Origin of the sequence: Alkalilimnicola ehrlichii MLHE-1, assembly GCF_000014785.1 — a bacterium.
Classification (GTDB): domain Bacteria; phylum Pseudomonadota; class Gammaproteobacteria; order Nitrococcales; family Halorhodospiraceae; genus Alkalilimnicola; species Alkalilimnicola ehrlichii.
In genome coordinates this window covers 730120-749831 of record NC_008340.1, presented here as the reverse complement: position 1 = coordinate 749831, position 19712 = coordinate 730120, and the positions used below count along the sequence as shown (strand labels likewise).

Here is a 19712-nt window from a genome sequence, read left to right as displayed (position 1 = left end):
CGGGCCGGGCCTGTACAAATCGGGTCATCCGGGGCGGCCTCACGGCCGCGGAGCCGGTACAATAGCGGCCCATTATAGTCCGCGATTGCCGTCTGAACAGGAGGCCCTTGCCCCCATGAGCACTCAGCCCAGCAAAGACCTGGAGACCTTTCCCAACCCCCGTCCGGAGCGGGATTTCGTGCTGCACATGCGTATCCCGGAGTTTACCTGCCTTTGTCCCAAGACCGGGCAACCGGACTTCGCCACTATCCACCTGGATTATGTGCCGGACGAGCGCTGCGTGGAGCTGAAGTCGCTCAAGCTTTACATGTGGTCGTTCCGCGACCAGGGCGCCTTCCACGAGGCCATCACCAACGAGATCCTCGATGACCTGGTGCGGGCCACCGAGCCCCGGTACATGAAGGTCACCGCCGAGTTTTACGTGCGGGGGGGGATCTATACCACGGTGGTGGCGGAGCACCGCAAACCGGGCTGGGCACCGGCGCCGAAGGTGGAGCTGGCCTAAGGCCCCCGCTGCCCCGCCCCGGGGGCCTCAGAGCATCTCGTCCACGGTGTGAGTGATGACCTCCACGGATTCCCGGGCGAGGTTCTTGTCCACCGCGTGGACGACCTTCCCCCGGGTCTCAGCATCCAGGGCCTTACGCAGCAATCCGAGGAACTTCGGGTCCGCCACAATAATCAATTCCTGAAACTTCCCCTGGTTACGCCCGACCTCCAGGGTCTCGGCCACCTGCCGGGCAAACGCCTGCGCCTCGCGCACCTTGGGATCGGTGGGCTCCTCCGCCTCGCTACGGCTGGAGGCGTAGGACTCGAACAGCCGGCCCGGCTTGTCACTGGCCAAGTCCTGGCGGTGCAGCCGCGACTCGGGGTGGGCCAGGGTCTCCACCTCCACCAGTGGGCTGAATTTCTTATCCCGGGCGAAGATCCGGGCATAGCTGGCGTCCGCCGCGACGACCCAATAACGGGACATAGTGTAACCTCCTGCTTGGCGGCCCCTTGGCCACAAGGCACCTGAGAATGTTCTTGGCCCTTTAACAGTAGACTTGGGGCCCGACGGCGCCCCTTTCAAGGTCCGTCCCCGTTGCAGTTTATGTCGGGCCTGGAAATCCGCTAGGGTAGCGCTGGCAACCCCGTAACCCCTGGCCGATGGACGCCGACGTGACCCAAGCCCCGGAACGCCTCTGCCGAACCCGCTTCGCGCCCAGCCCCACCGGGCCGCTGCACTTCGGCTCGCTGGTGGCGGCGCTGGGCAGCTATGTGCATGCCCACCGCAAGGGCGGCGAGTGGCATCTGCGTATCGACGACCTGGACCCACCGCGGGAACAGCCGGGTGCCGCCGATGCGATTCGCCGCAGCCTCGAGGCCCACGCCCTCTGTTGGGACGGGCCGGTGGTCTTCCAGTCCCGCCGCAGCAGCGCCTACGAGGCCGCGCTGGCCCGCTTGCGCGCCGCCGGCCAGGCCTACCCCTGCGGCTGCACGCGGCGCGAGATCATGGCCGTGGCCCGGCGCGGCCCCAATGGCCCCATCTACCCCGGCACCTGCGCCCGGGGGCTGCCGGCGGGCCGCACGCCGCGCGCCTGGCGGCTGCGCTGCGGGCACGCCCCGCTGCGCTTCGAGGACGCCTTGCAGGGCCCGATCCAGTGCGATCCGGCCGCGACCGTGGGCGATTTCATCATCCGCCGGGCCGACGGCCTCTGGGCCTACCACCTGGCCTGCGCCGTGGACGACGGTGAGTTTGGGTTCACCGACATCGTCCGCGGCGCCGACCTGCTCTGGTGCACCCCGCCGCAGATCCTGATCCAGCGGGCACTGGACCTGCCCACTCCGCGCTACCGACACCTGCCCATCGTGGTGAATGCCCAGGGCCAGAAACTCAGCAAACAGACCCACGCCCCGGCCCTGAACGATGCCGATGCCACCGGCAACCTGCTGCGGGCGGCGCGCTTTCTCGGCCAATCCCCTCCGGCGGCACTGCGCCACGCCCCCCCGCAGACAGTCCTGGACTGGGCGCTGGCGCACTGGGACGACACCCGCGTGCCCCAGGTCGGGTCCCCGACCCCGGCCAGCCCCCTCCCGTAGGGCCTCTCAAGGGCCGTATGGGCAAAAGCCACAGGGCCATGCTACCTTAGGTAACAAATGATCAGACGGGGTGGCCCAACCCCGCGGGAGGGAGGAGTCCATGCCAGGCACGTTTGACCCAGGGGCCCGGGGTAACAGCGTGATCCTCGGCCTGTTGGCCGTGTTTCTGTTGTGCACGCCCTTCGCCACCTGGTGGTTGAGTCAGGCCCCTCCCTGGTATCTCCCCTTCCTGGGCTGGGCGGCCATGCTGGTGCTCTGCTGGTTGGTGGTCAGAAGGCTGAGGCCACATGGACTTTAACCTCAGCACCCTCTTCTTCAGTGCCGCGGCCTACCTGCTGCTGCTGTTCGTCATCGCCCACGGCACCGAACGCCGTTGGCTGCCACGGGCGGTGGCCCAGCATCCGCTGTTCTACGTCCTGGCCCTGGGCGTCTACGCCACCACCTGGAGCTTCTACGGCAGTGTCGGGTTTGCCGAGCGTTACGGTATCGCCTACCTGCCCATCTACCTGGGCGCGACCATTGCCTTTCTGCTCACGCCGGTCCTGCTCATGCCGCTGCTGCGATTGACCCGCGACCAGCAGCTCACCTCGCTCTCGGACGTCTTTGCCTTCCGCTTCCACAGCCAGGCCGCCGGGGTGCTGGTGACGCTATTGATGCTCACCGGCATCCTGCCCTACATCGCCCTGCAGATCCGCGCCGTGGCCGAGTCCACCCAGTGGCTGGTGGGTGGCGAGACCTCGCCGCACGTGCTCGCCGTGGTGTTTTGCATGACCGTGGCGGTGTTCGCCATCATCTTCGGCGCCCGCCACGTCACCCCGCGGGAGAAACACACCGGTCTGGTGGTGGCCATTGCCTTCGAATCGGTGGTCAAGCTGGCCGCGCTGATGGTGATCGCCTGGGTGGCCATGAGCCTGGCCTTCGACGGACCCATCGGCCTGAACCGCTGGTTGGCGGACAATCCGGAGCGCCTGCAGGCCTTTTACCAGCCGGCCCTGGACGGCCCCTGGATCAGCCTGCTCTTTCTGGCCTTCTCGGCGGCGTTCCTATTGCCCCGCCAGTTCCACATGATCTTCACCGAGAACCTCAAACCACGCAGCCTGCTCAAGGCCAGCTGGGGCTTCCCCGCCTACCTGCTGGCCCTGGCCATCTGCATTCCCCCGATCCTCTGGGCCGGACAGGTGCTGCAACCGGGCACGGGGCCGGAATACTACGTGCTGGGGATGGCGGTGCTCAGCGAATCCCCCGTGCTGGTGATCGTGACCTACCTGGGGGGGATCTCGGCCGCCAGCGCGATGATCATCATCTCCACCCTCGCCCTGTCCTCGATGACCCTCAATCACTTGGTGCTGCCCCTGACCCGGGCCCGCCCACGCCAGGACCTGGACCTGTACGCCACCCTGCGCTGGACCCGGCGCGCACTGATCCTGTTGATGATCGCCGCCGGCTATTACTTCTTCCTGATGCTGGACCCGGGCGAGGGGCTGGTGGACTGGGGCCTGATCTCCTTCCTGGCCATGGCCCAGTTCATCCCCGGCATCGTCGGCGTGCTCTGGTGGACCCGGGCCAACGTCTGGGGCTTCATCGCCGGGCTTTTGGGTGGGGCGCTGGTCTGGCTCGACGCGCTCTTCCTGCCCGCGCTGGTGGGCACCGAGCCCTTTTTCCTGTTGGGCTTCCCCACCGCACCGGAGTCGGCCTCCGCCATTTACGGCCTGGCCACCTTCTGGTCGATCGCCTTCAATTCGCTGCTGTTCGCCGCGGTGTCTGTCCTGACCCCGCAAACCGGGCCGGAGCGCCAGGCCGCCGAGGCCTGTCGCGACCTGGGCCACCCCATGACCTTCGGCACCCTGGTGGCCGACTCACCGGCCCAATTCGTGGTGCAACTGGCGCCGGTGACCGGCGACGAGGCGGCGCGCGCCGAGGTGGGGAAGGCCCTGGAGGACCTGGGACTGGACTGGACGGAGAACCGGCCGGACCGGCTCAAGCACCTGCGCGACCAGATCGAGCGCAATCTCTCGGGCATGATGGGCCCGGTCCTGGCCCGTATGATCGTGGACGAGCGCCTGGAACTGGACCACTCCGCCCATCAGGCCCATACCCAGAGCATCCGCCAGATCGAGGAACGGCTGGAGTCCTCCAGCAGCCGCTTCCGCGGGCTGACCGCCGAGCTGGACCGCCTGCGCCGCTACCACCGCCAGATCCTTGAGGACCTGCCGCTGGGCGTGATCACGGTCACGGCAAACCAGCGGATCGTGCGCTGGAACAGTGCCATGCAGCAGCTCACCGGTATTTGTGCCCGGGATGCCCTGGGCAACCGGCTGGAGGATCTGGCCCACCCCTGGGGCCGGCTACTGGGACGGTTCATGGCGCTGGGCCAGGCCCACGCCCACGACCAGGCCCAGGTTCCCGGCGACGGCACCCGCTGGCTGAGCCTGCACCGCACCAGTATCGGGGAGCCGGACAAGGGCCGCACCAACGACAGTCTGCTGCTGGTGGAGGACGTCACCGAGTTGCGGGTGTTGGAGCGGGAGCTGGCTCACAGCGAGCGGCTGGCCTCCATCGGCCGGCTCGCCGCCGGCGTCGCCCACGAGATTGGCAACCCGGTCACCGGCGTGGCCTGCCTGGCGCAGAACCTGCGCGACGAGGATGACCCGGAGCTGATCCGCGAGAGCATGGAACAGATCCTGGAACAGACCCACCGGATCAGTAACATCGTGCACACCCTGGTCAGCTACGCCCATGCCGGCAGCACCGAGGAGTCGCCGCCGGAGCCGGTGCGGCTGCACGACGCGGCGGAGGAGGCCCGCCAGGTGATGGTCCTGAGCCGCCGGGGCAAGGAGATGGAGTTCGACAACCGGATCCCGCCGCACCTGGAGGTGGCCGGCGACAGCCAGCGGTTGGTCCAAGTGTTCGTCAATCTCTTCTCCAACGCCGCCGACGCCTGCGCCCAGCAGGGCCGGCTGGTGCTCACCGCCCGGGAGCGGGGCGACCGGATCATCGTGCGGGTGGCGGACAACGGGCCGGGCATCCCCGCGTCGGCCCTGAAGAAGGTGCTGGACCCGTTCTACACCACCAAACCGGCGGGACAGGGCACAGGGCTGGGCCTGCCGCTGGTGTACAACATCATCACCGATCACGGGGGCACCCTGGACATTGAATCGGACGTGGGCGGCACTACAGTGACGCTGGAACTGCCCGCCCTGGAGGGAGTGGCATAAACCATGGCACATCTGCTGATCATTGAGGATGAAGCGGTCATCCGCTCGGCCTTGCGACGCCTGCTCACGCGCAATGGCTACCGCGTGGCCGAGGCCGAGTCCCTGGAAGAGGCGCGCGAAGGCCACCGCTTTGCCGATTACGACCTGATCATCGCCGACCTGCGCCTGCCCGGCGAACCCGGCACCGGCGTCATCCCCCTGGCCAGTGAGGTGCCGGTGATCATCATGACCAGCTACGCCAGCGTCCGTTCAGCGGTGGAGGCCATGCGCGAGGGGGCGGTGGACTACATCGCCAAACCCTTCGACCACGATGAGCTGCTGCTCACCGTCGACAAGGTGCTCAAGGACCACCGGCTTCAGCGCCAGAATGCGGCCCTGAAGGCCGATATCCAGCGCGACTACCCGGTGAGCGGCATCATTGGCGAGTGCCAGGCGATGCAGGCCGTCTTCCAGCGCATCCACAAGGTGGCGCCCACCGACACCTCCGTGCTGATCCTGGGTGAATCGGGGACCGGTAAGGAACTGGTGGCCCGGGCCGTTCACGAGCACAGCCAGCGTAAGGATGGGCCGCTGATCGCGGTCAACTGCGCCGCCATCCCCGAGACCCTGATCGAGGCAGAGCTTTTCGGCCACGAGAAGGGGGCCTTTACCGGGGCGGTGGGCGCCCGCGCCGGTCTGGTGGAGTCGGCCGACGGCGGCACCCTGTTCCTGGATGAGATCGGCGAGCTGCCCCTTCAGGCCCAGGGCCGTCTGCTCCGGGTGCTGCAGGAGGGCGAGATCCGCCGGGTGGGGGCATCCCGCGAACGGCAGGTGGACGTGCGCCTGCTGGCCGCAACCCACCGTGACCTCCAGGCGCTGGTGGATGAGGGGAGTTTCCGCGAGGACCTCTACTTCCGCATCCATGTCATGGAGATCCGCCTGCCGCCGCTGCGCGAACGGGAGGGCGACATCCCCATCCTGGCCCGGGTGCTGCTGGAAAAGACCTGCCAGCGCCTCAACCGGCCGCAGCTGCAACTCGCTGAGGAGGCGATAGAGGCCATCAGCAACTACCATTGGCCGGGGAACGTCCGGGAGATGGAGAACACCATCGAGCGCGCCGTGATCCTGTGCGAGGGTGACACCATCACCGCCGACCAACTCACCCTGCCCCGCACCCGCCCACGGGACAGTGCGCCGACGGCCCGGCCGGGCAACGGAGGGGGCGGCGCACGCCCGGATCTGTCGCTGGAAGACTACTTCCGGGAGTATGTTCTGGCCAACCAGGACCATATGACGGAGACCGCCCTGGCCAAGGGGCTGGGTATCAGCCGCAAGGCGCTGTGGGAGAAGCGCCAGCGGCTGGGGATCCCACGGCCGAGAAAATAATGTTTTACAATGGTAGGGTTGGCGGACGGTTCACTAATGGCGATTTCGAAAGATGGCGTGGAAAGCGTTACCATAACGCTGCGTGCGGGCCGCAGCGCCCGCTTTAATCGACAGGGAGAGCCAAGCCCACGAGGGGCTGCGCGCTGCTCGACCCCCCGGAATAGCCCGGTTGGTCCATTGGCCCGGGGGCCCGGAAAATGGGTCAAACCCAAACAAGAAGGGGATATCCCCGGGGTTGCGCAGCGCGTGTTCAGAATCACCAAATCAGGCTGTATGCCGGTGTTTTTCGGCCCGCACCCGGGTCATAGGCGATAATTCAAAACTGGGAGGAGATCCAGTATGTCCGACACGAAGGTCTACCCCGTACCCGACTATATCCGCGAGAAGGCGCACATCACCAAGGACACCTATGAGGAGATGTATCGCCGGTCCCTGGATGACCCGGAGGGGTTTTGGGGCGAACAGGCTGAGAAATTCCTCGACTGGTTCAGCAAGTGGGACAAGGTCTACCACTCCGACCTGAAGAACGGCGAGATCCGCTTCTTCGAGGGCGGTAAGCTCAACGTCGCCCACAACTGCCTGGACCGCCACCTGGAGCAGCGGGGCGATCAGACCGCCATCATCTGGGAAGGTGACGACCCCAACAACTCCGAGCACATCACCTACAAGGACCTGCACGAGCGCGTCTGCCGCCTGGCTAACGCCATGAAGGCCCGCGGCGTCAAGAAGGGTGACCGCGTCTGCATCTATCTGCCGATGATCCCCGAGGCGGCCGTGGCCATGCTGGCCTGCGCCCGCATCGGCGCCATCCACTCCATCGTCTTCGGCGGCTTCTCCCCGGACGCCCTGAAGGACCGCATCCAGAACGCCGACTGCGAGACCGTCATCACCGCCGACGAGGGCGTCCGTGGTGGCCGCAACGTGGCCCTGAAGTCCAACGCCGACAAGGCCCTTGAGAGCTGCCCCGACGTCAAGAACGTCTTCGTGGTCAAGCGCACCGGGGGCGACATCGACTGGAAGGAAGGGCGTGACATCTGGTACCACGAGGCCGTGGCCGATGTCTCTGCCGACTGCCCCGCTGAGGAACTGGACGCCGAGGACCCGCTGTTCATCCTCTACACCTCCGGCTCCACCGGCAAGCCCAAGGGCGTGCAGCACTGCTCCGCCGGCTACCTGCTGGGCGCAGCCATGACCCACAAGTACGTCTTCGACTACCAGGAGGGCGAGGTCTACTGGTGCACCGCCGACGTGGGCTGGGTTACCGGTCACAGCTACATCGTCTATGGTCCGCTGGCCAACGGCGCCACCACCCTGATGTTCGAGGGTGTGCCCACCTACCCCAGCGCCGCCCGCTGCTGGGAAGTGGTCGACAAGCACAACGTCTCCATCTTCTACACCGCCCCGACCGCCATCCGCGCCCTGATGGGCCAGGGCAACGAGCACGTCACCAAGACCAGCCGCAAGAGCCTGCGCATCCTGGGCACGGTGGGTGAGCCCATCAACCCGGAGGCCTGGGAGTGGTACTACAACGTGGTGGGCGACGGCCGCTGCCCGATCGTGGACACCTGGTGGCAGACTGAGACCGGCTCCATCCTGATCGCCCCGCTGCCGGGCGCGACCGACCTGAAGCCGGGTTCCGCCACCCTGCCCTTCTTCGGCGTGGAGCCGGCCCTGGTGGACCCCGAAGGCAAGGAGCTGGAAGGTGCCGCCAGCGGCAACCTGGTGATCAAGCGGGCCTGGCCGAGCATGATGCGTACGGTCTATGGCGACCACAAGCGCTTCATGGAGACCTACCTGGCGGCCTACCCGGGGATGTACTTCACCGGTGACGGGGCCCGTCGGGACGAGGACGGTTACTATTGGATCACCGGCCGCGTCGATGACGTGATCAACGTCTCCGGCCACCGTATGGGCACCGCCGAGGTGGAGAGTGCCCTGGTGCTGCACGATGCCGTCGCCGAAGCCGCGGTGGTGGGCTACCCGCACGACATCAAGGGCCAGGGCATCTACGCCTACGTCACTCTAATGGCCGGTGTGGAGCCCAGCGATGAGCTGAAGAAGGAGTTGGTGAAGCTGGTCTCCAACGAGATCGGGCCCATCGCCAAGCCCGATGTCATCCAGTGGGCCCCGGGCCTGCCCAAGACCCGCTCCGGCAAGATCATGCGCCGCATCCTGCGCAAGGTCGCCGCCAACGAGCTGGACAGCCTGGGCGACACCAGCACCCTGGCCGATCCGACGGTCGTGGACAATCTGATCGAGGATCGTCCCAACAAGTAAGACGCGTACCGCGAAGGCTTACCGGCCAGCCGGCCGTCCCCCCTGGGGGCGGCCGGTTTTTTTGTTCCTGGGAGGGACGGACGAGCCGGGCCGCCGCCGATGGGGGCGGCCTGCCTGGAGTGACTACTGGCGCCAGGGCCGCTGGGCCTCGTCCACCGCCGGGCGGCGAAGTTCCCGCTGCGCCTCCGGCAACTGGAGCTGCTGGCGCAGATAGGCGGCCCGATCGGCAATGGTGGGCGGGGGCTCGCTCTGCAAGCGAATAAAACGGGTTAACCAGCCGGGGCCGTCGGCCAGGCCGGGGTCCATGACCAGGGCCCGCTCGTAATCGTGCAGTGCCTCCAAGTGGCGGCCCATCCGATCGTGCAGAATGCCCCGGTTGGCGTAGTTGCCAGCGAAGTCGGGCTCACCGCGGATGACCTCATTCATCGCGGCCAATGCCTCGTCATAGCGGCCCTGCTCCATCAGCGCCAGCGCCAGTCCCCGGCGGGCGCGGCGGTGCTTCGGTGCCTGCGCCAGTGCCTCGCGGTAGCGGCGCTCAGCGCGTTCGGGGTGGCCGTCGGAGAAGGCCCGATCACCGGCCAGGGTCGCATTGTCGCCGGGCCCCCGCTGGCTGAGCACACCGTCGTACACCGTCCAGCCCACCCAGAGTAGCGCCAACGTGATCGCCGCCCACTTGATAAACCGGTATTGCCGTTCATCCATGGCCCGGGTCCAACCTACGACGGGCGGTGGATGTCGAGACGAATGTCCCCGGGCTCATCCTCGGCCAGCACCTCCACCTCTTTGCGTGGCACGGTGCTCAGTTCCATGCGGTAGGCCAGGAAGTAGAGCAGCAGACACCCGGCGGCCCAGAAAAGGAGCTGCCAAACCCAGATGGAAGGGAGCCCGAAGAGGAAGGACTGGGGGTAGCCGAACAGGGTGTTGCCGATGACCGTGCCCGGTCCCACAGCGAAGAAGAACCAGCCAATGGTGAGGATCCAGGCCACCGGGATCAGATGGCGCTTGGCCACCGGCAGACCAGCATGCTCCTGCAGGAAGTGGTGATAGACCATCCGGTGTTCCAATTCACCGCGATCCTGGGTGATGGCGGAGACCAGGATCGCGGTGGTGATATTGAACAGAATGCCCCATCCCGCCGAGTGCAGCGTCCAGGGCCACCGGCCCCACCACTCCAGGCCGAGGGCGGCCAGCAACTGCACACCGATGTTCTCTGTCAGCGTGACCACCACCAGCCCAACGATCAGGCCGGCGACCACCCCCTGGCGAGTAAGCCAGGGCCAAAAGCACAAGCCGATCAGCGCCGGCCACATCTGGAAGCCGTAGGCCACAGCCAAGCCGCCCAGCAACACCAGGGCATCGGTGGCGACGGTGGCGGTGACCAAGGCGGCGGCGACAATCAGCAGCACGAACACCCGCCCCCAGAGTTTCTGGGTGGCATGATCCGCCTCCGGTATCAGGTACCGGCGCAGAATATCGCGGGTGATCATGCCCCCCGAGGTAGACATATAAGCAGCGCCGGTGGACTGCATGGCGGCCAGGGCACAGACCGCCAGCAGGCCTACCAGCCAGGGGGCCCCCACCTCCAGCAGGCTGATCATCTGGGGCACCAGCGCCGGGTCGCCGCCGCCGTGGGCCTCCAGGTCCACCCACCCGTGGTCGCCCGCCAGGTCCACCGTCTCGTCCGGCCCCGCGGCGGCGAGCGCCGCCAATCCGGACTCGATCCGGGCCTCCACCTCGTCGCGGGAGAGCGCCGGCTCAGCGGTGGCGATCAGTCCGCGCTGCAACACCACCCGATCACGGCTGTCGAACAGGTCAGGGTTGTCGGCGGTGAAGCCCAGGTTGGCACCCAGCAGATGGCCACCCATGCCCTGGATGGCGGTGAAGGTGAACAGGATGAGGCCGATACCCACCGCCGAGGCCCAGACCTGCTGCGGGGCAAAGGGGCGCGGGTTGGCGTTGGAGAAGGCCCACATGCTGAAGGCCGGACTGGACTGAATGCCCATCAGGGCGAACATGTAGGTCAGGATCATCAGCCCGGTCCAGGCGCCGCCGGTGGCCGAGGGCCCGTCACTGACGAACTGGATCACACCCGGCACGGCGACATAGCCGCTCAGTCCGGCGGGGGTAACGTACTCGCCGCTGGCCACGGACTGCTCCGCCAGCCGCGCGATGCCCTCCACGAACACCCCCCAGCTGCCCATGAAGTAGACCGCGACCCCACCCACGATGACGATGCCGGCCGCCAGCAATATCGCCTGCAGCGCATCCACGTAGGCCACTGCCCGCAGCCCCCCGGAGGCCACATAGAAGACGATGATGGCGGACAGCAACCACATGCCCACCTCCACCCCCAGCATGCCGTCGGTGAGCACGTTGAACAGAAAGCCCGAGGCCCGCAACTGCACCCCGAGATAGGGCACGGCGAAGATCAGCGCCACCAGCACGATGAGGATGCGCAGGGTATCGGAGCGGTAGTAGGTGGCAAACATCTCCCCCGGGGTGACGAAGCCCCAGCGCTTGCCGATCATCCACTGGCGCTTCAGGAACAGCAGCCCGGTGAACGGAATGGTGATGGCGTAGAAGGAGGCGTAGGCGTACTGCAGGCCATCCTGGTAGATCAGCCCCGGGTGGCCAATAAAGGTCCAGCCGGAGAAGGAGGTGGCGGTGGCGGCCAGGATAAACACCCACATGGAGACACTGCGGCCGGCCACGAAGTAGTCGGTGGCGGTCCGCGCCTCCATGGCGCCCCGCACCCCCCAGAACACGCAGTAGCCCCAGTAGATGGCCACAAAGATGAACAGCCATACCGCCTTGGCTTCCATTTACGGGTGCGCCCCCCGTTGGCGCTTTGCGGCTCGCGTTGCCTGCATGCTCCGGTCATCTTTGGGCGTGGGCATCCCGGCACCCGCGTTCCCGGCGCGCCCACCGGATGCCCCGTCGAGTGGGTACGAGAGGGAAGCGAGAATCGTGCCACCCTCCAGGGCCGGACGTCGGCCCCAGGATCAGTCAGTTACCCCCGGTCACCGGCACCGGACACCGGCCGACCACCCCTTCGGCGTTACCTGGGGTAGCACCCTGTGTACCCCCGTAACGGCGCACCCGGTCGCCCCTTTGGACAAAAACCGTTGATGATGCGATATTTTCAGAACGGCTCAAGGCAGAGGCCCGACCACGACCCATACTTGGCATCACCGGGGAGAACAGCATGGCCGAAGACGCCGGCGGGCAGGCACCGCCCGATATCACCGAGTTGGCCAAGAGCCGCCCCCTGCACCACATGGACCCGGCGGCGCTGAGTACCCTCATCCAGGATGCCGAGATCCGCCACGCCGAACCCGGCGACACCCTGTTCCGGCTGGGCGAAGCCGACCCCGGCGCGCTGTTCGTGCTGCTCGAGGGGGCCGCCGACCTGGTCTACCCCAACGGCGAGACCGCGCTGCGCGAGGCCATCTGCCTGCTGGGCATCTCCAGTTACCTGGACAATCAACCCTACAGCGCAACCGCCGTGGTCACCCGGCCCGCGCAGCTCGCCGTGGTCCCCTTTCAGCGCGTGCGGGCGCTGGAGGAGGCGCACCCCGGCCTGCACGATGCCCTCGAGCAGGTCATCACCCAGCGCATCCGCGCCCGCAGCTACGCCAATCAGGCCCCCACCGGTGCGCTGGCACGCCCGGTGCGGACGGCGATGAACAGCCCCCTGGCCACCTGCCGCAGCACCGACACCCTGATGTCGGTACACGGCGAGATGCAGGCCCGCTGCATCGGCTCGATGGGGGTCATGGCCCCGGACGGCAACCTGCTCGGATTGGTCACGGCGCCGGACCTGGCGCACGCGGTGCTGGGCACCGGCTACCCGCCGTCCGCACCGATCAGCAGCATCACCCGGCCGACCATCCCCATCAGCCCGGACACCCCCCTGTGGAAGGCCGAGGCCCTGCAGTCGGAACTGCGCCAGAAATACCTGGTGGTGATGGACGAGGGCAAACCCGCCGGCATGCTGTCACAGACCAACATCCTCCGCGCCCTGCTGATGCAGGAGAGCACCGCCCTGGAGCTGGCCTACAACGCCGGCAACCTGAAACAGCTCCAGCGCCTCTACCGCAACACCGGCAAAGTGGTGCGCGACGCCTTCGAAAGCCATCGCGACGCCAGCCAGGCAGCCTGGGTGATCAGCGAGTTCCACCTCGCCCTGCAAAGGCGCTGCATTGACCTGACCCTGGAGGAGATCCAGCGCGAGGGCCACGGCACGGCGCCACGCCCCTATGCGCTCATCATCATGGGCTCCGGGGGGCGCCGGGAGATGCTGTTCGAGCCCGACCAGGACAACGGCATCATCATCGATGACGAGCCGGGGCCACTGTCGGCGGCGGAGAAACAGTGGTTCGAGACCTTCTGCGACCGGGTGAATGTCAACCTGGGCGAGGTGGGCTACGCCATCTGCCCGGGCGAGATCATGGCGCGTAACCCCGCTTACCAGAAGACCCTTGAGGAATGGCAGACCAGCTTTACCCGTGCCGCCCAGTACCCCGGGAGCAAGGCGGCCCGTTGGAGCAACATCGTGCTCGACTTCGAGCTGCTCTACGGCGAGGACCGGCTGGTGGACAGCCTCTGGCGCCACGTCCTCGACACCCTGCCAACCCACCCGAGGGCGCTGCGGGCCCTGGCCATGGACGATGCCGAGGGTCGACCGCCGCTGGGGCTGTTCAACCGCCTGGTGACCCCGGATCGAGGCGCCAACCGCGGCAAGATCGACATCAAACGCCAGGGCCTGCGCATCATCGCCAACTGCGCCCGGGTCCATGCGGTAGCAGCCGGGATTCAGGAGACCAACACGTGCGGGCGGGTACACGCGCTGGTGCGGCAGGGCGTGCTCAGCGCTGATGCGGCCGAGTCGATCATCGCCGCCCACGAGGACCTGCTCGACCTGCTGCTCTCCCACCAACTGGCCCAGTGCGAGGCCGGGGAGCCACTGGACAAACTGGTGGCGCCGGACGATCTCCATCCCCTGGCGCGCCAGAGCCTCACCCTGGCCATGCGGGTCATCAAACGCTTCCAGGAGAACATGCACGCCCGGTTCGGGGCCTGACCCCGCCGGGATCACGGGCGATACCGCATTTTCATAACGAAAAAGCCGGGTACAATTAAGGATACAGGCCCATTGCCAGGGCCCCGCCGCCCCCACACGCCGATGCGGCGGCGCCATCCCAAACGGGCCGTGACCGGAGGAGCTTCACACATGCCGAAACGCATACTCATCGTCGACGATGAGGCCAACATCGTCCTGTCGCTGGAATTCCTGATGAAACAGGCGGGCTACGAGGTAGAGACCGCGACCGACGGTGACGAGGCGCTGGAGGCAATCGAGCGGGCGAAGCCCGATCTGGTCCTGCTGGACGTCATGATGCCGCGCAAGAACGGCTACGAGGTCTGCGAGACCATCCGGGCCAGCGATGACTGGAAGGACATTCTGGTCGTGATGTTGACGGCCAAAGGGCGCGACGTGGAGCGCGAGAAGGGGCTTTCCCTGGGCGCCGACGACTACATCACCAAGCCTTTTTCCACCCAGGAGGTCATCGACAAGGTGCGAGAGCTCCTGGGCGCGGACTGACCACGGGCCCGCGCCAGCGCCGTGTCCGCACCACACCGCCCGCCGCGTGCACTGGAGCCCCGCACCCGGTTTTGGCTCCTGTTGCTGGTGCCCGTTGGGGTGCTGGTCCTTACGCTGCTGGCGCTGGGCCGCTACCTGGTGCCGCAACTGCCCGACGAGCTCCAGCAGGGCCGTGCCATCCTGGCATTGGGCGGCTTTGGGCTCGGCTTCGGCGGCCTGCTGGCCCTGCTCTGGCTGGTGCTGGACCAGCGCCTGGCCACCGCCGCGGCGGCGGTCAGCCGGGGCGCCGCCATCATGCGCCACGGCAACCCCAGCCACCGGATCGAGCTGCCCGGCCCGCACCTTCTGGGCGAACTCCCCGAGCGGGTCGAGACCCTGGGACGGGCACTTTACGAGTGCCGGCAGGAGGTGGCCAAGGCCATCACCGGCGACCCGCGCGGCCTGGAGGCCCAGAAGGCGCGGCTGGAGATCGTCCTGCGCGGGCTGCGCCAGGGGGTGGTGGTCTGCGACGAGCAGGGTCGCATCATGCTCTACAATCCGGCCGCCCGCGCCATCCTCGGCGACCACCCGGCGCTGGGCCTGTGCCGGTCGCTTTACGGTATTCTCGCCCGGGCGCCGCTGGAGCACAGCCTCGAGCTGCTGCGCCACCAGCGCGACGAGGGCGAAGGCAAGGCCGAGCCCGACGAGGCGGTCACCGAGGCCAGCACGGAGTTCGTCTGCGCCACCCAGGATCAGGGCAGCCTGCTCCACTGCCAACTCGCTCTTCTGCCCGCCTCCAGCCTGTTACAGTCCGCCTTTGTGCTCACCTTCGACGACATCACCCGCGAGCTCCGGGGCATGGCCGAACGGGAGCAACGACTACGCCAGACCATGGAGGCCTTGCGGGCACCGCTGGCCAGCCTTCGGGCCGCCACCGACAGCCTGGACCGGCGGGCGGACATGACCCCGGAACAGCGCCAGGCCTTCGAGGCCTTAGTGGCCCGGGAGACCAGCGCCCTCGGGACACGCTTCGAGCAACTGGCCGCCGAGGCGCAGCGCTTCGTCTCCACCCCCTGGGTGATGGCCGATCTCTACACCGCTGACCTGCTCGGCAGTGTATTGCGCCGCAGCCAGCGCGCCCTGCCCCGGGTGGACGAGGTCGGGCTGCCGCTGTGGGTCCACGCGGAGGGCCATGCGATTGGGCTGGTACTGGAGGATCTGCTCGCCCGCCTGGCCGGGGAGCACGGGGTGGACCGGGTGACCGTGGAGGCCCTGATGGGCGATCAACGCGTCTATCTCGACCTCACCTGGCGCGGCAGGCCGGTCGCCAGCGAGACCCTGGATCGATGGCTGGACGCCCCCCTCCCGGACCTGGGGGGCGAGCTCTCCGCGCGGACCCTCCTGGAGCGGCACCACACGGTCGCCTGGAGCCAGCACAGCGAACGCGACCCGGGGTGCGCCTTTCTGCGCATCCCCCTACCGGCCTCGGAGCGCCAATGGCAATCGCCCAGCCACGCACCCGCCGTGCAGCACGAGTTTTACGACTTTTCCGTGGCGCAGCAACCGCCGCAGTTGGGCGAGTGGGCCGAGCGAGCGCTGGATCAGCTCAGTTGCGTGGTCTTCGATACCGAGACCACCGGCCTGTCGCCGGCGCGCGGCGACGAGATCATCGCCATCGGTGCCGTGCGTCTGGTCAACGGACGGGTGCTGCAGGACGAGTATTTCGAGCAACTGGTGAAACCGTGCCGGGCGATACCGGACAGCGCCACCCGCTTCCACGGCATCAGCAACGAGGATGTGGCACGGGCGCCGGAGATCGGACCGGTTCTGCGGGCCTTCTCGCGCTTCATCGGCGAGGAGAGCGTACTGGTGGCCCACAATGCCGCCTTCGATATGGGGTTTCTGCGCCGGGCACAGGCCCGGGCCGGGCTGGCGTTCCCCCAGCCGGTGCTCGATACGCTACTATTGTCGGTGTATTTGCACGACCATTCCCCCGACCACACGCTGGAGGGCGTGGCAGAGAGGCTGGGGGTCGAAGTCCAGAAGCGCCACAGCGCACTGGCCGACGCGCGGGTCACCGCCGATGTCTTCGCCCGAATGATTCCCCTTCTGCGTGAACGGGGTGTGGTCACTTTGGGCCAGGCAATCCAGGCCTCAGAGCAGGTGGTCACGGTCCGCAGAGAGCAGGCCCGATTCCGTTAGCCCGGGAGCCCACATGCAACGTACCGAGCGCATCGTCGCCCTGGCCCTGCTTGCGGCGCTGTTGTTCAACTACCCCCTGCTATCCCTGTTCGCCCGCGACGGCTGGGTGTTCGGCCTGCCCGTCCTCTATGTCTACCTCTTCCTCAGCTGGCTGCTGATCATCCTGCTGACCGGGCTGGTCTTATACCGCCGCCCACGCGCCGGTTCACGCCAGGACGGCCAGGGTGGTGGCCATGTCTGAGTGGCTGCTCGTTTTCACCTCCTTCGGCTATGTGGGGCTATTGTTCGCCATCGCCTACTCGGCGGACAAGCTGGGCGATACCGGGCGCTCGCTGGTCAACAACCCTTATGTCTACACCCTGTCCATCGCGGTCTACTGCACCGCCTGGACGTTCTATGGCAGTGTCGGTCGGGCCACCGAGGCCGGGGTGTCGTTCCTGACGATCTACCTCGGCCCCACTCTGATGGCGGTCCTCTGGTGGCTGATCCTCCGCCGGATCATCCGGATTAGTAAGCTCTACCGCATCACCTCCATCGCCGACTTCATCGCCTCGCGCTACGGGAAATCCATGGCGCTGGGCGGACTGGCCACCTTCATCGCGGTGGTGGGCATCACCCCCTATATCGCCCTGCAGCTCAAGGCGGTCTCCGACAGCTTCGTGGTCATGCTGAGCTTCCCGGAACCGGAGGTGGCGGCCACGCCGTTGCGCTTCTGGGACGACAAGGCCTTCTGGGTGGCCGGGCTGCTGGCGATCTTCGCCATCCTGTTCGGGACCCGGCACATCGACGCCACCGAGCGGCTGGAGGGCATGGTGGTTGCGGTGGCCTTCGAGTCGGTGATCAAGCTGCTGGCCTTCCTGGCGGCGGGCTTCTTCGTCACCTTCATGCTCTTCGACGGGCCGCGGGCGCTGTTCGAGCAGGCCGCCGAGGTGGACCAGATCCGCGACCTGATGCTGCTCTCCAGCCTGCCGGGTGGCTACGTGAACTGGCTCAGCCTCACCCTGCTCTCCATGCTGGCCATCATCTTCCTGCCCCGGCAATGGCAGGTCACGGTGGTGGAGAACGTCAACGAGGACCACCTGCGCACCGCCGCCTGGTTGTTCCCACTCTACCTGCTGGTCATAAACCTGTTCGTACTGCCCATCGCCTTCGCGGGCATGCTCTATTTCTCCGAGGGCACCGTCAATCCGGACAGCTTCGTGCTGGCACTGCCGCTGGCCGAGGGGTATAACTGGCTGGCCCTGTTTATCTACATCGGCGGTTTCTCGGCGGCCACCGGCATGGTCATCGTGGCCACTATCGCCCTGTCGATCATGGTCAGCAACGACTTGGTGGTACCGGCGCTCCTGCGCATGCGGGGTTTTCGCCTGTCCGCCGACGCCGATCTCTCGCGCTTCATCGTCAACCTGCGCCGCGGGATCATCTGCCTGATCCTGTTATTGGGTTATTTCTATTACCTGCTCATTGCGGATACCTACGCCCTGGTCTCCATCGGCCTGATCTCCTTCGTGGCCGTGGCCCAGTTCGCCCCACCGATCCTGATCGGGATCTTCTGGAAGGGTGCCAGCCGCAAGGGTGCCATGGCCGGGCTGATCGCCGGCTTCGTCATCTGGGCCTATACCCTGTTGCTGCCCTCCTTCGTTGACTCCGGGCTCATCCCCAGGGCCCTGCTGGAGCAGGGCCCCGCCGGGATTGCCTGGCTCAACCCCTACGGCCTGTTCGGCCTCACCGACCTGGACCCGATCACGCATACGGTGTTCTGGAGCCTGCTGGCCAACATCGGGCTGCTGGTGGGGGTCTCGTTGTTCGCCCGCCAGTCGGATATCGAACGGATCCAGGGCGCGCTGTTCGTCGATGTCTTCCTGCGCTCCGAGCGCGACACCCGCTTCTGGGAAGGCACCGCGACCGTGGGCGATCTGCAGGACCTGCTGGGCCGTTTCATCGGGCAGGAGCGGTCACGGGCCGCCTTTACCAGTTATGCCGAGGAACACGGCCTCCAGCTTCACGAGCGCGACCATGCCCGTCCGGAACTGGTGGGCTACGCCGAGCGCCTGCTCTCCGGCAGTATCGGCTCCGCCTCGGCGCGGGTGATGGTCTCGTCCATCATCAAGGGCGAGGCGCTCTCCTTCGAGGGGGTGATGGAGATCCTCGACGCCACCTCACGAGCCATCGAATACTCCCGTCGCCTGGAGCAGAAATCCCGCGAGTTGGAAATGGCCACCGACGAACTGCGCCGGGCCAATGAGCGGTTGAAGGAACTCGACCACCTCAAGGACGAATTCGTCTCCATGGTCAGCCATGAGCTGCGCACCCCGCTGACCTCGATCCGCGCCTTCGGCGAGATCCTGCTCAGCAATCCGGAGCTGGACGCGGAGCAGCGCAAGGAGTTCCTGCAGGTGGTGGTCAAGGAGAGCGAGCGGCTCACCCGGTTGATCAACCAGGTACTGGATCTCTCCAAGATCGAGAGCGGCGCCGCGGAGTGGCACCTGGAGACCCTGGACCTGAACCAGGTGGTTCAAGAGGCCGCTGACGCCACCCGGCAGATCTTCCACGACACCCGGGTGGACCTCCAGGTCAAGGCCCCCGAGCAGCCCACGATCATCACCGGCGACCACGACCGGCTCATTCAGCTGGTGATCAACCTGCTCTCCAATGCCGCCAAGTTCACCGACCCGGACAACGGGCGGGTGGAGGTGTCCGTGGTCCCGGTCTCCGCGCGCAAGCTGGAACTGCGGGTACAGGACAATGGCCCCGGCATCAGCGAGGCGGAGCAGCGCAAGATCTTCGACAAATTCCATCAGGTGAGCAGCCAGCAGGCGGGCAAGCCCAAGGGCAGCGGCCTGGGGTTGGCCATCTGTAAGCTCATCATGGACGCGCACTCCGGCGATATCCGCGTCGAAAGCGAGCCCGGTGCCGGTGCCACCTTTATCTGCGAGTTCCCCGTCGGCGATCGCCGCGCCGCCACCGGCGAGGACGAATCCCCCTGAACG

General features: G+C 66.9%; 14 protein-coding genes. 11 read left to right on the top strand and 3 right to left on the bottom strand.

The annotated features are described in order from the left end of the window. Positions 1-115 precede the first annotated feature (115 nt). A complete protein-coding gene (gene queF, locus MLG_RS03500) occupies positions 116-505 on the top strand; it encodes a preQ(1) synthase (protein WP_011628427.1) in 390 nt (129 codons plus the stop codon). 27 nt (positions 506-532) lie between these two features. On the opposite strand, the gene MLG_RS03495 is transcribed toward queF, so the two are convergent. Further along, the gene (locus tag MLG_RS03495; RefSeq protein ID WP_011628426.1) at positions 533-970 is read right to left on the bottom strand and encodes a host attachment protein; all 438 of its coding nucleotides are present in this window, start codon (positions 968-970) and stop codon (positions 533-535) included. A gap of 176 nt (positions 971-1146) precedes the next feature. On the opposite strand from MLG_RS03495, the gene gluQRS reads away from it, so the two are divergent. From gluQRS to acs, 5 genes are all read left to right on the top strand, one after another. Continuing rightward, positions 1147-2079, top strand: a complete 933-nt coding sequence (gluQRS, locus tag MLG_RS03490) for a tRNA glutamyl-Q(34) synthetase GluQRS (RefSeq protein WP_011628425.1) — start codon at positions 1147-1149, stop codon at positions 2077-2079. 100 nt (positions 2080-2179) lie between these two features. After that, positions 2180-2377, top strand: coding sequence for a hypothetical protein (locus MLG_RS03485; RefSeq protein ID WP_041717889.1), 198 nt, complete (start codon positions 2180-2182; stop codon positions 2375-2377). Continuing rightward, positions 2367-5294, top strand: coding sequence for a sensor histidine kinase (locus tag MLG_RS03480; protein WP_011628424.1), 2928 nt, complete (start codon positions 2367-2369; stop codon positions 5292-5294). The genes MLG_RS03485 and MLG_RS03480 overlap by 11 nt, the downstream gene beginning before the upstream one ends. Before the next feature lie 3 nt (positions 5295-5297). After that, positions 5298-6659 carry a sigma-54-dependent transcriptional regulator gene (locus MLG_RS03475; protein ID WP_011628423.1) on the top strand — a complete coding sequence of 454 codons (1362 nt, stop codon included), beginning with the start codon at positions 5298-5300 and terminating at the stop codon, positions 6657-6659. Positions 6660-6998: 339 nt separating this feature from the next. After that, positions 6999-8936 carry an acetate--CoA ligase gene (gene acs / locus MLG_RS03470; RefSeq protein WP_011628422.1) on the top strand — a complete coding sequence of 646 codons (1938 nt, stop codon included), beginning with the start codon at positions 6999-7001 and terminating at the stop codon, positions 8934-8936. Between the two features lie 123 nt (positions 8937-9059). On the opposite strand, the gene MLG_RS03465 is transcribed toward acs, so the two are convergent. Continuing rightward, complete coding sequence (locus MLG_RS03465; RefSeq protein ID WP_011628421.1) at positions 9060-9638, bottom strand: tetratricopeptide repeat protein; 579 nt, start codon at positions 9636-9638, stop codon at positions 9060-9062. A gap of 14 nt (positions 9639-9652) precedes the next feature. Further along, positions 9653-11758, bottom strand: a complete 2106-nt coding sequence (locus MLG_RS03460) for a sodium:solute symporter family protein (protein WP_011628420.1) — start codon at positions 11756-11758, stop codon at positions 9653-9655. Positions 11759-12141: 383 nt separating this feature from the next. On the opposite strand from MLG_RS03460, the gene MLG_RS03455 reads away from it, so the two are divergent. From MLG_RS03455 to MLG_RS03435, 5 genes are all read left to right on the top strand, one after another. Then, complete coding sequence (locus MLG_RS03455) at positions 12142-14019, top strand: putative nucleotidyltransferase substrate binding domain-containing protein (RefSeq protein WP_011628419.1); 1878 nt, start codon at positions 12142-12144, stop codon at positions 14017-14019. Between the two features lie 150 nt (positions 14020-14169). After that, positions 14170-14541, top strand: a complete 372-nt coding sequence (locus tag MLG_RS03450) for a response regulator transcription factor (RefSeq protein WP_011628418.1) — start codon at positions 14170-14172, stop codon at positions 14539-14541. Positions 14542-14628: 87 nt separating this feature from the next. Beyond that, on the top strand, positions 14629-16722 hold the full coding sequence (locus tag MLG_RS03445) for a 3'-5' exonuclease (protein WP_232209298.1): 2094 nt from the start codon (positions 14629-14631) through the stop codon (positions 16720-16722). 13 nt (positions 16723-16735) lie between these two features. Next, positions 16736-16963, top strand: coding sequence for a hypothetical protein (locus tag MLG_RS03440; RefSeq protein WP_011628416.1), 228 nt, complete (start codon positions 16736-16738; stop codon positions 16961-16963). Next, positions 16956-19709 carry a sensor histidine kinase gene (locus tag MLG_RS03435; RefSeq protein ID WP_011628415.1) on the top strand — a complete coding sequence of 918 codons (2754 nt, stop codon included), beginning with the start codon at positions 16956-16958 and terminating at the stop codon, positions 19707-19709. Before MLG_RS03440 ends, MLG_RS03435 begins: the two co-directional genes overlap by 8 nt. Positions 19710-19712: the final 3 nt, after the last annotated feature.

Excerpts from the sequence above, each read along its gene's own strand:
- MLG_RS03455 (WP_011628419.1), top strand. The coding sequence starts at position 12,142 with ATGGCCGAAGACGCCGGCGGGCAGGCACCGCCCGATATCACCGAGTTG.
- MLG_RS03485 (WP_041717889.1), top strand. The coding sequence starts at position 2,180 with ATGCCAGGCACGTTTGACCCAGGGGCCCGGGGTAACAGCGTGATCCTC.
- MLG_RS03435 (WP_011628415.1), top strand. The coding sequence starts at position 16,956 with ATGTCTGAGTGGCTGCTCGTTTTCACCTCCTTCGGCTATGTGGGGCTA.
- MLG_RS03480 (WP_011628424.1), top strand. The coding sequence starts at position 2,367 with ATGGACTTTAACCTCAGCACCCTCTTCTTCAGTGCCGCGGCCTACCTG.
- MLG_RS03495 (WP_011628426.1), bottom strand. The coding sequence starts at position 970 with ATGTCCCGTTATTGGGTCGTCGCGGCGGACGCCAGCTATGCCCGGATC.
- MLG_RS03460 (WP_011628420.1), bottom strand. The coding sequence starts at position 11,758 with ATGGAAGCCAAGGCGGTATGGCTGTTCATCTTTGTGGCCATCTACTGG.
- gluQRS (WP_011628425.1), top strand. The coding sequence starts at position 1,147 with ATGGACGCCGACGTGACCCAAGCCCCGGAACGCCTCTGCCGAACCCGC.
- MLG_RS03440 (WP_011628416.1), top strand. The coding sequence starts at position 16,736 with ATGCAACGTACCGAGCGCATCGTCGCCCTGGCCCTGCTTGCGGCGCTG.
- MLG_RS03465 (WP_011628421.1), bottom strand. The coding sequence starts at position 9,638 with ATGGATGAACGGCAATACCGGTTTATCAAGTGGGCGGCGATCACGTTG.
- queF (WP_011628427.1), top strand. The coding sequence starts at position 116 with ATGAGCACTCAGCCCAGCAAAGACCTGGAGACCTTTCCCAACCCCCGT.
- MLG_RS03475 (WP_011628423.1), top strand. The coding sequence starts at position 5,298 with ATGGCACATCTGCTGATCATTGAGGATGAAGCGGTCATCCGCTCGGCC.
- MLG_RS03450 (WP_011628418.1), top strand. The coding sequence starts at position 14,170 with ATGCCGAAACGCATACTCATCGTCGACGATGAGGCCAACATCGTCCTG.
- acs (WP_011628422.1), top strand. The coding sequence starts at position 6,999 with ATGTCCGACACGAAGGTCTACCCCGTACCCGACTATATCCGCGAGAAG.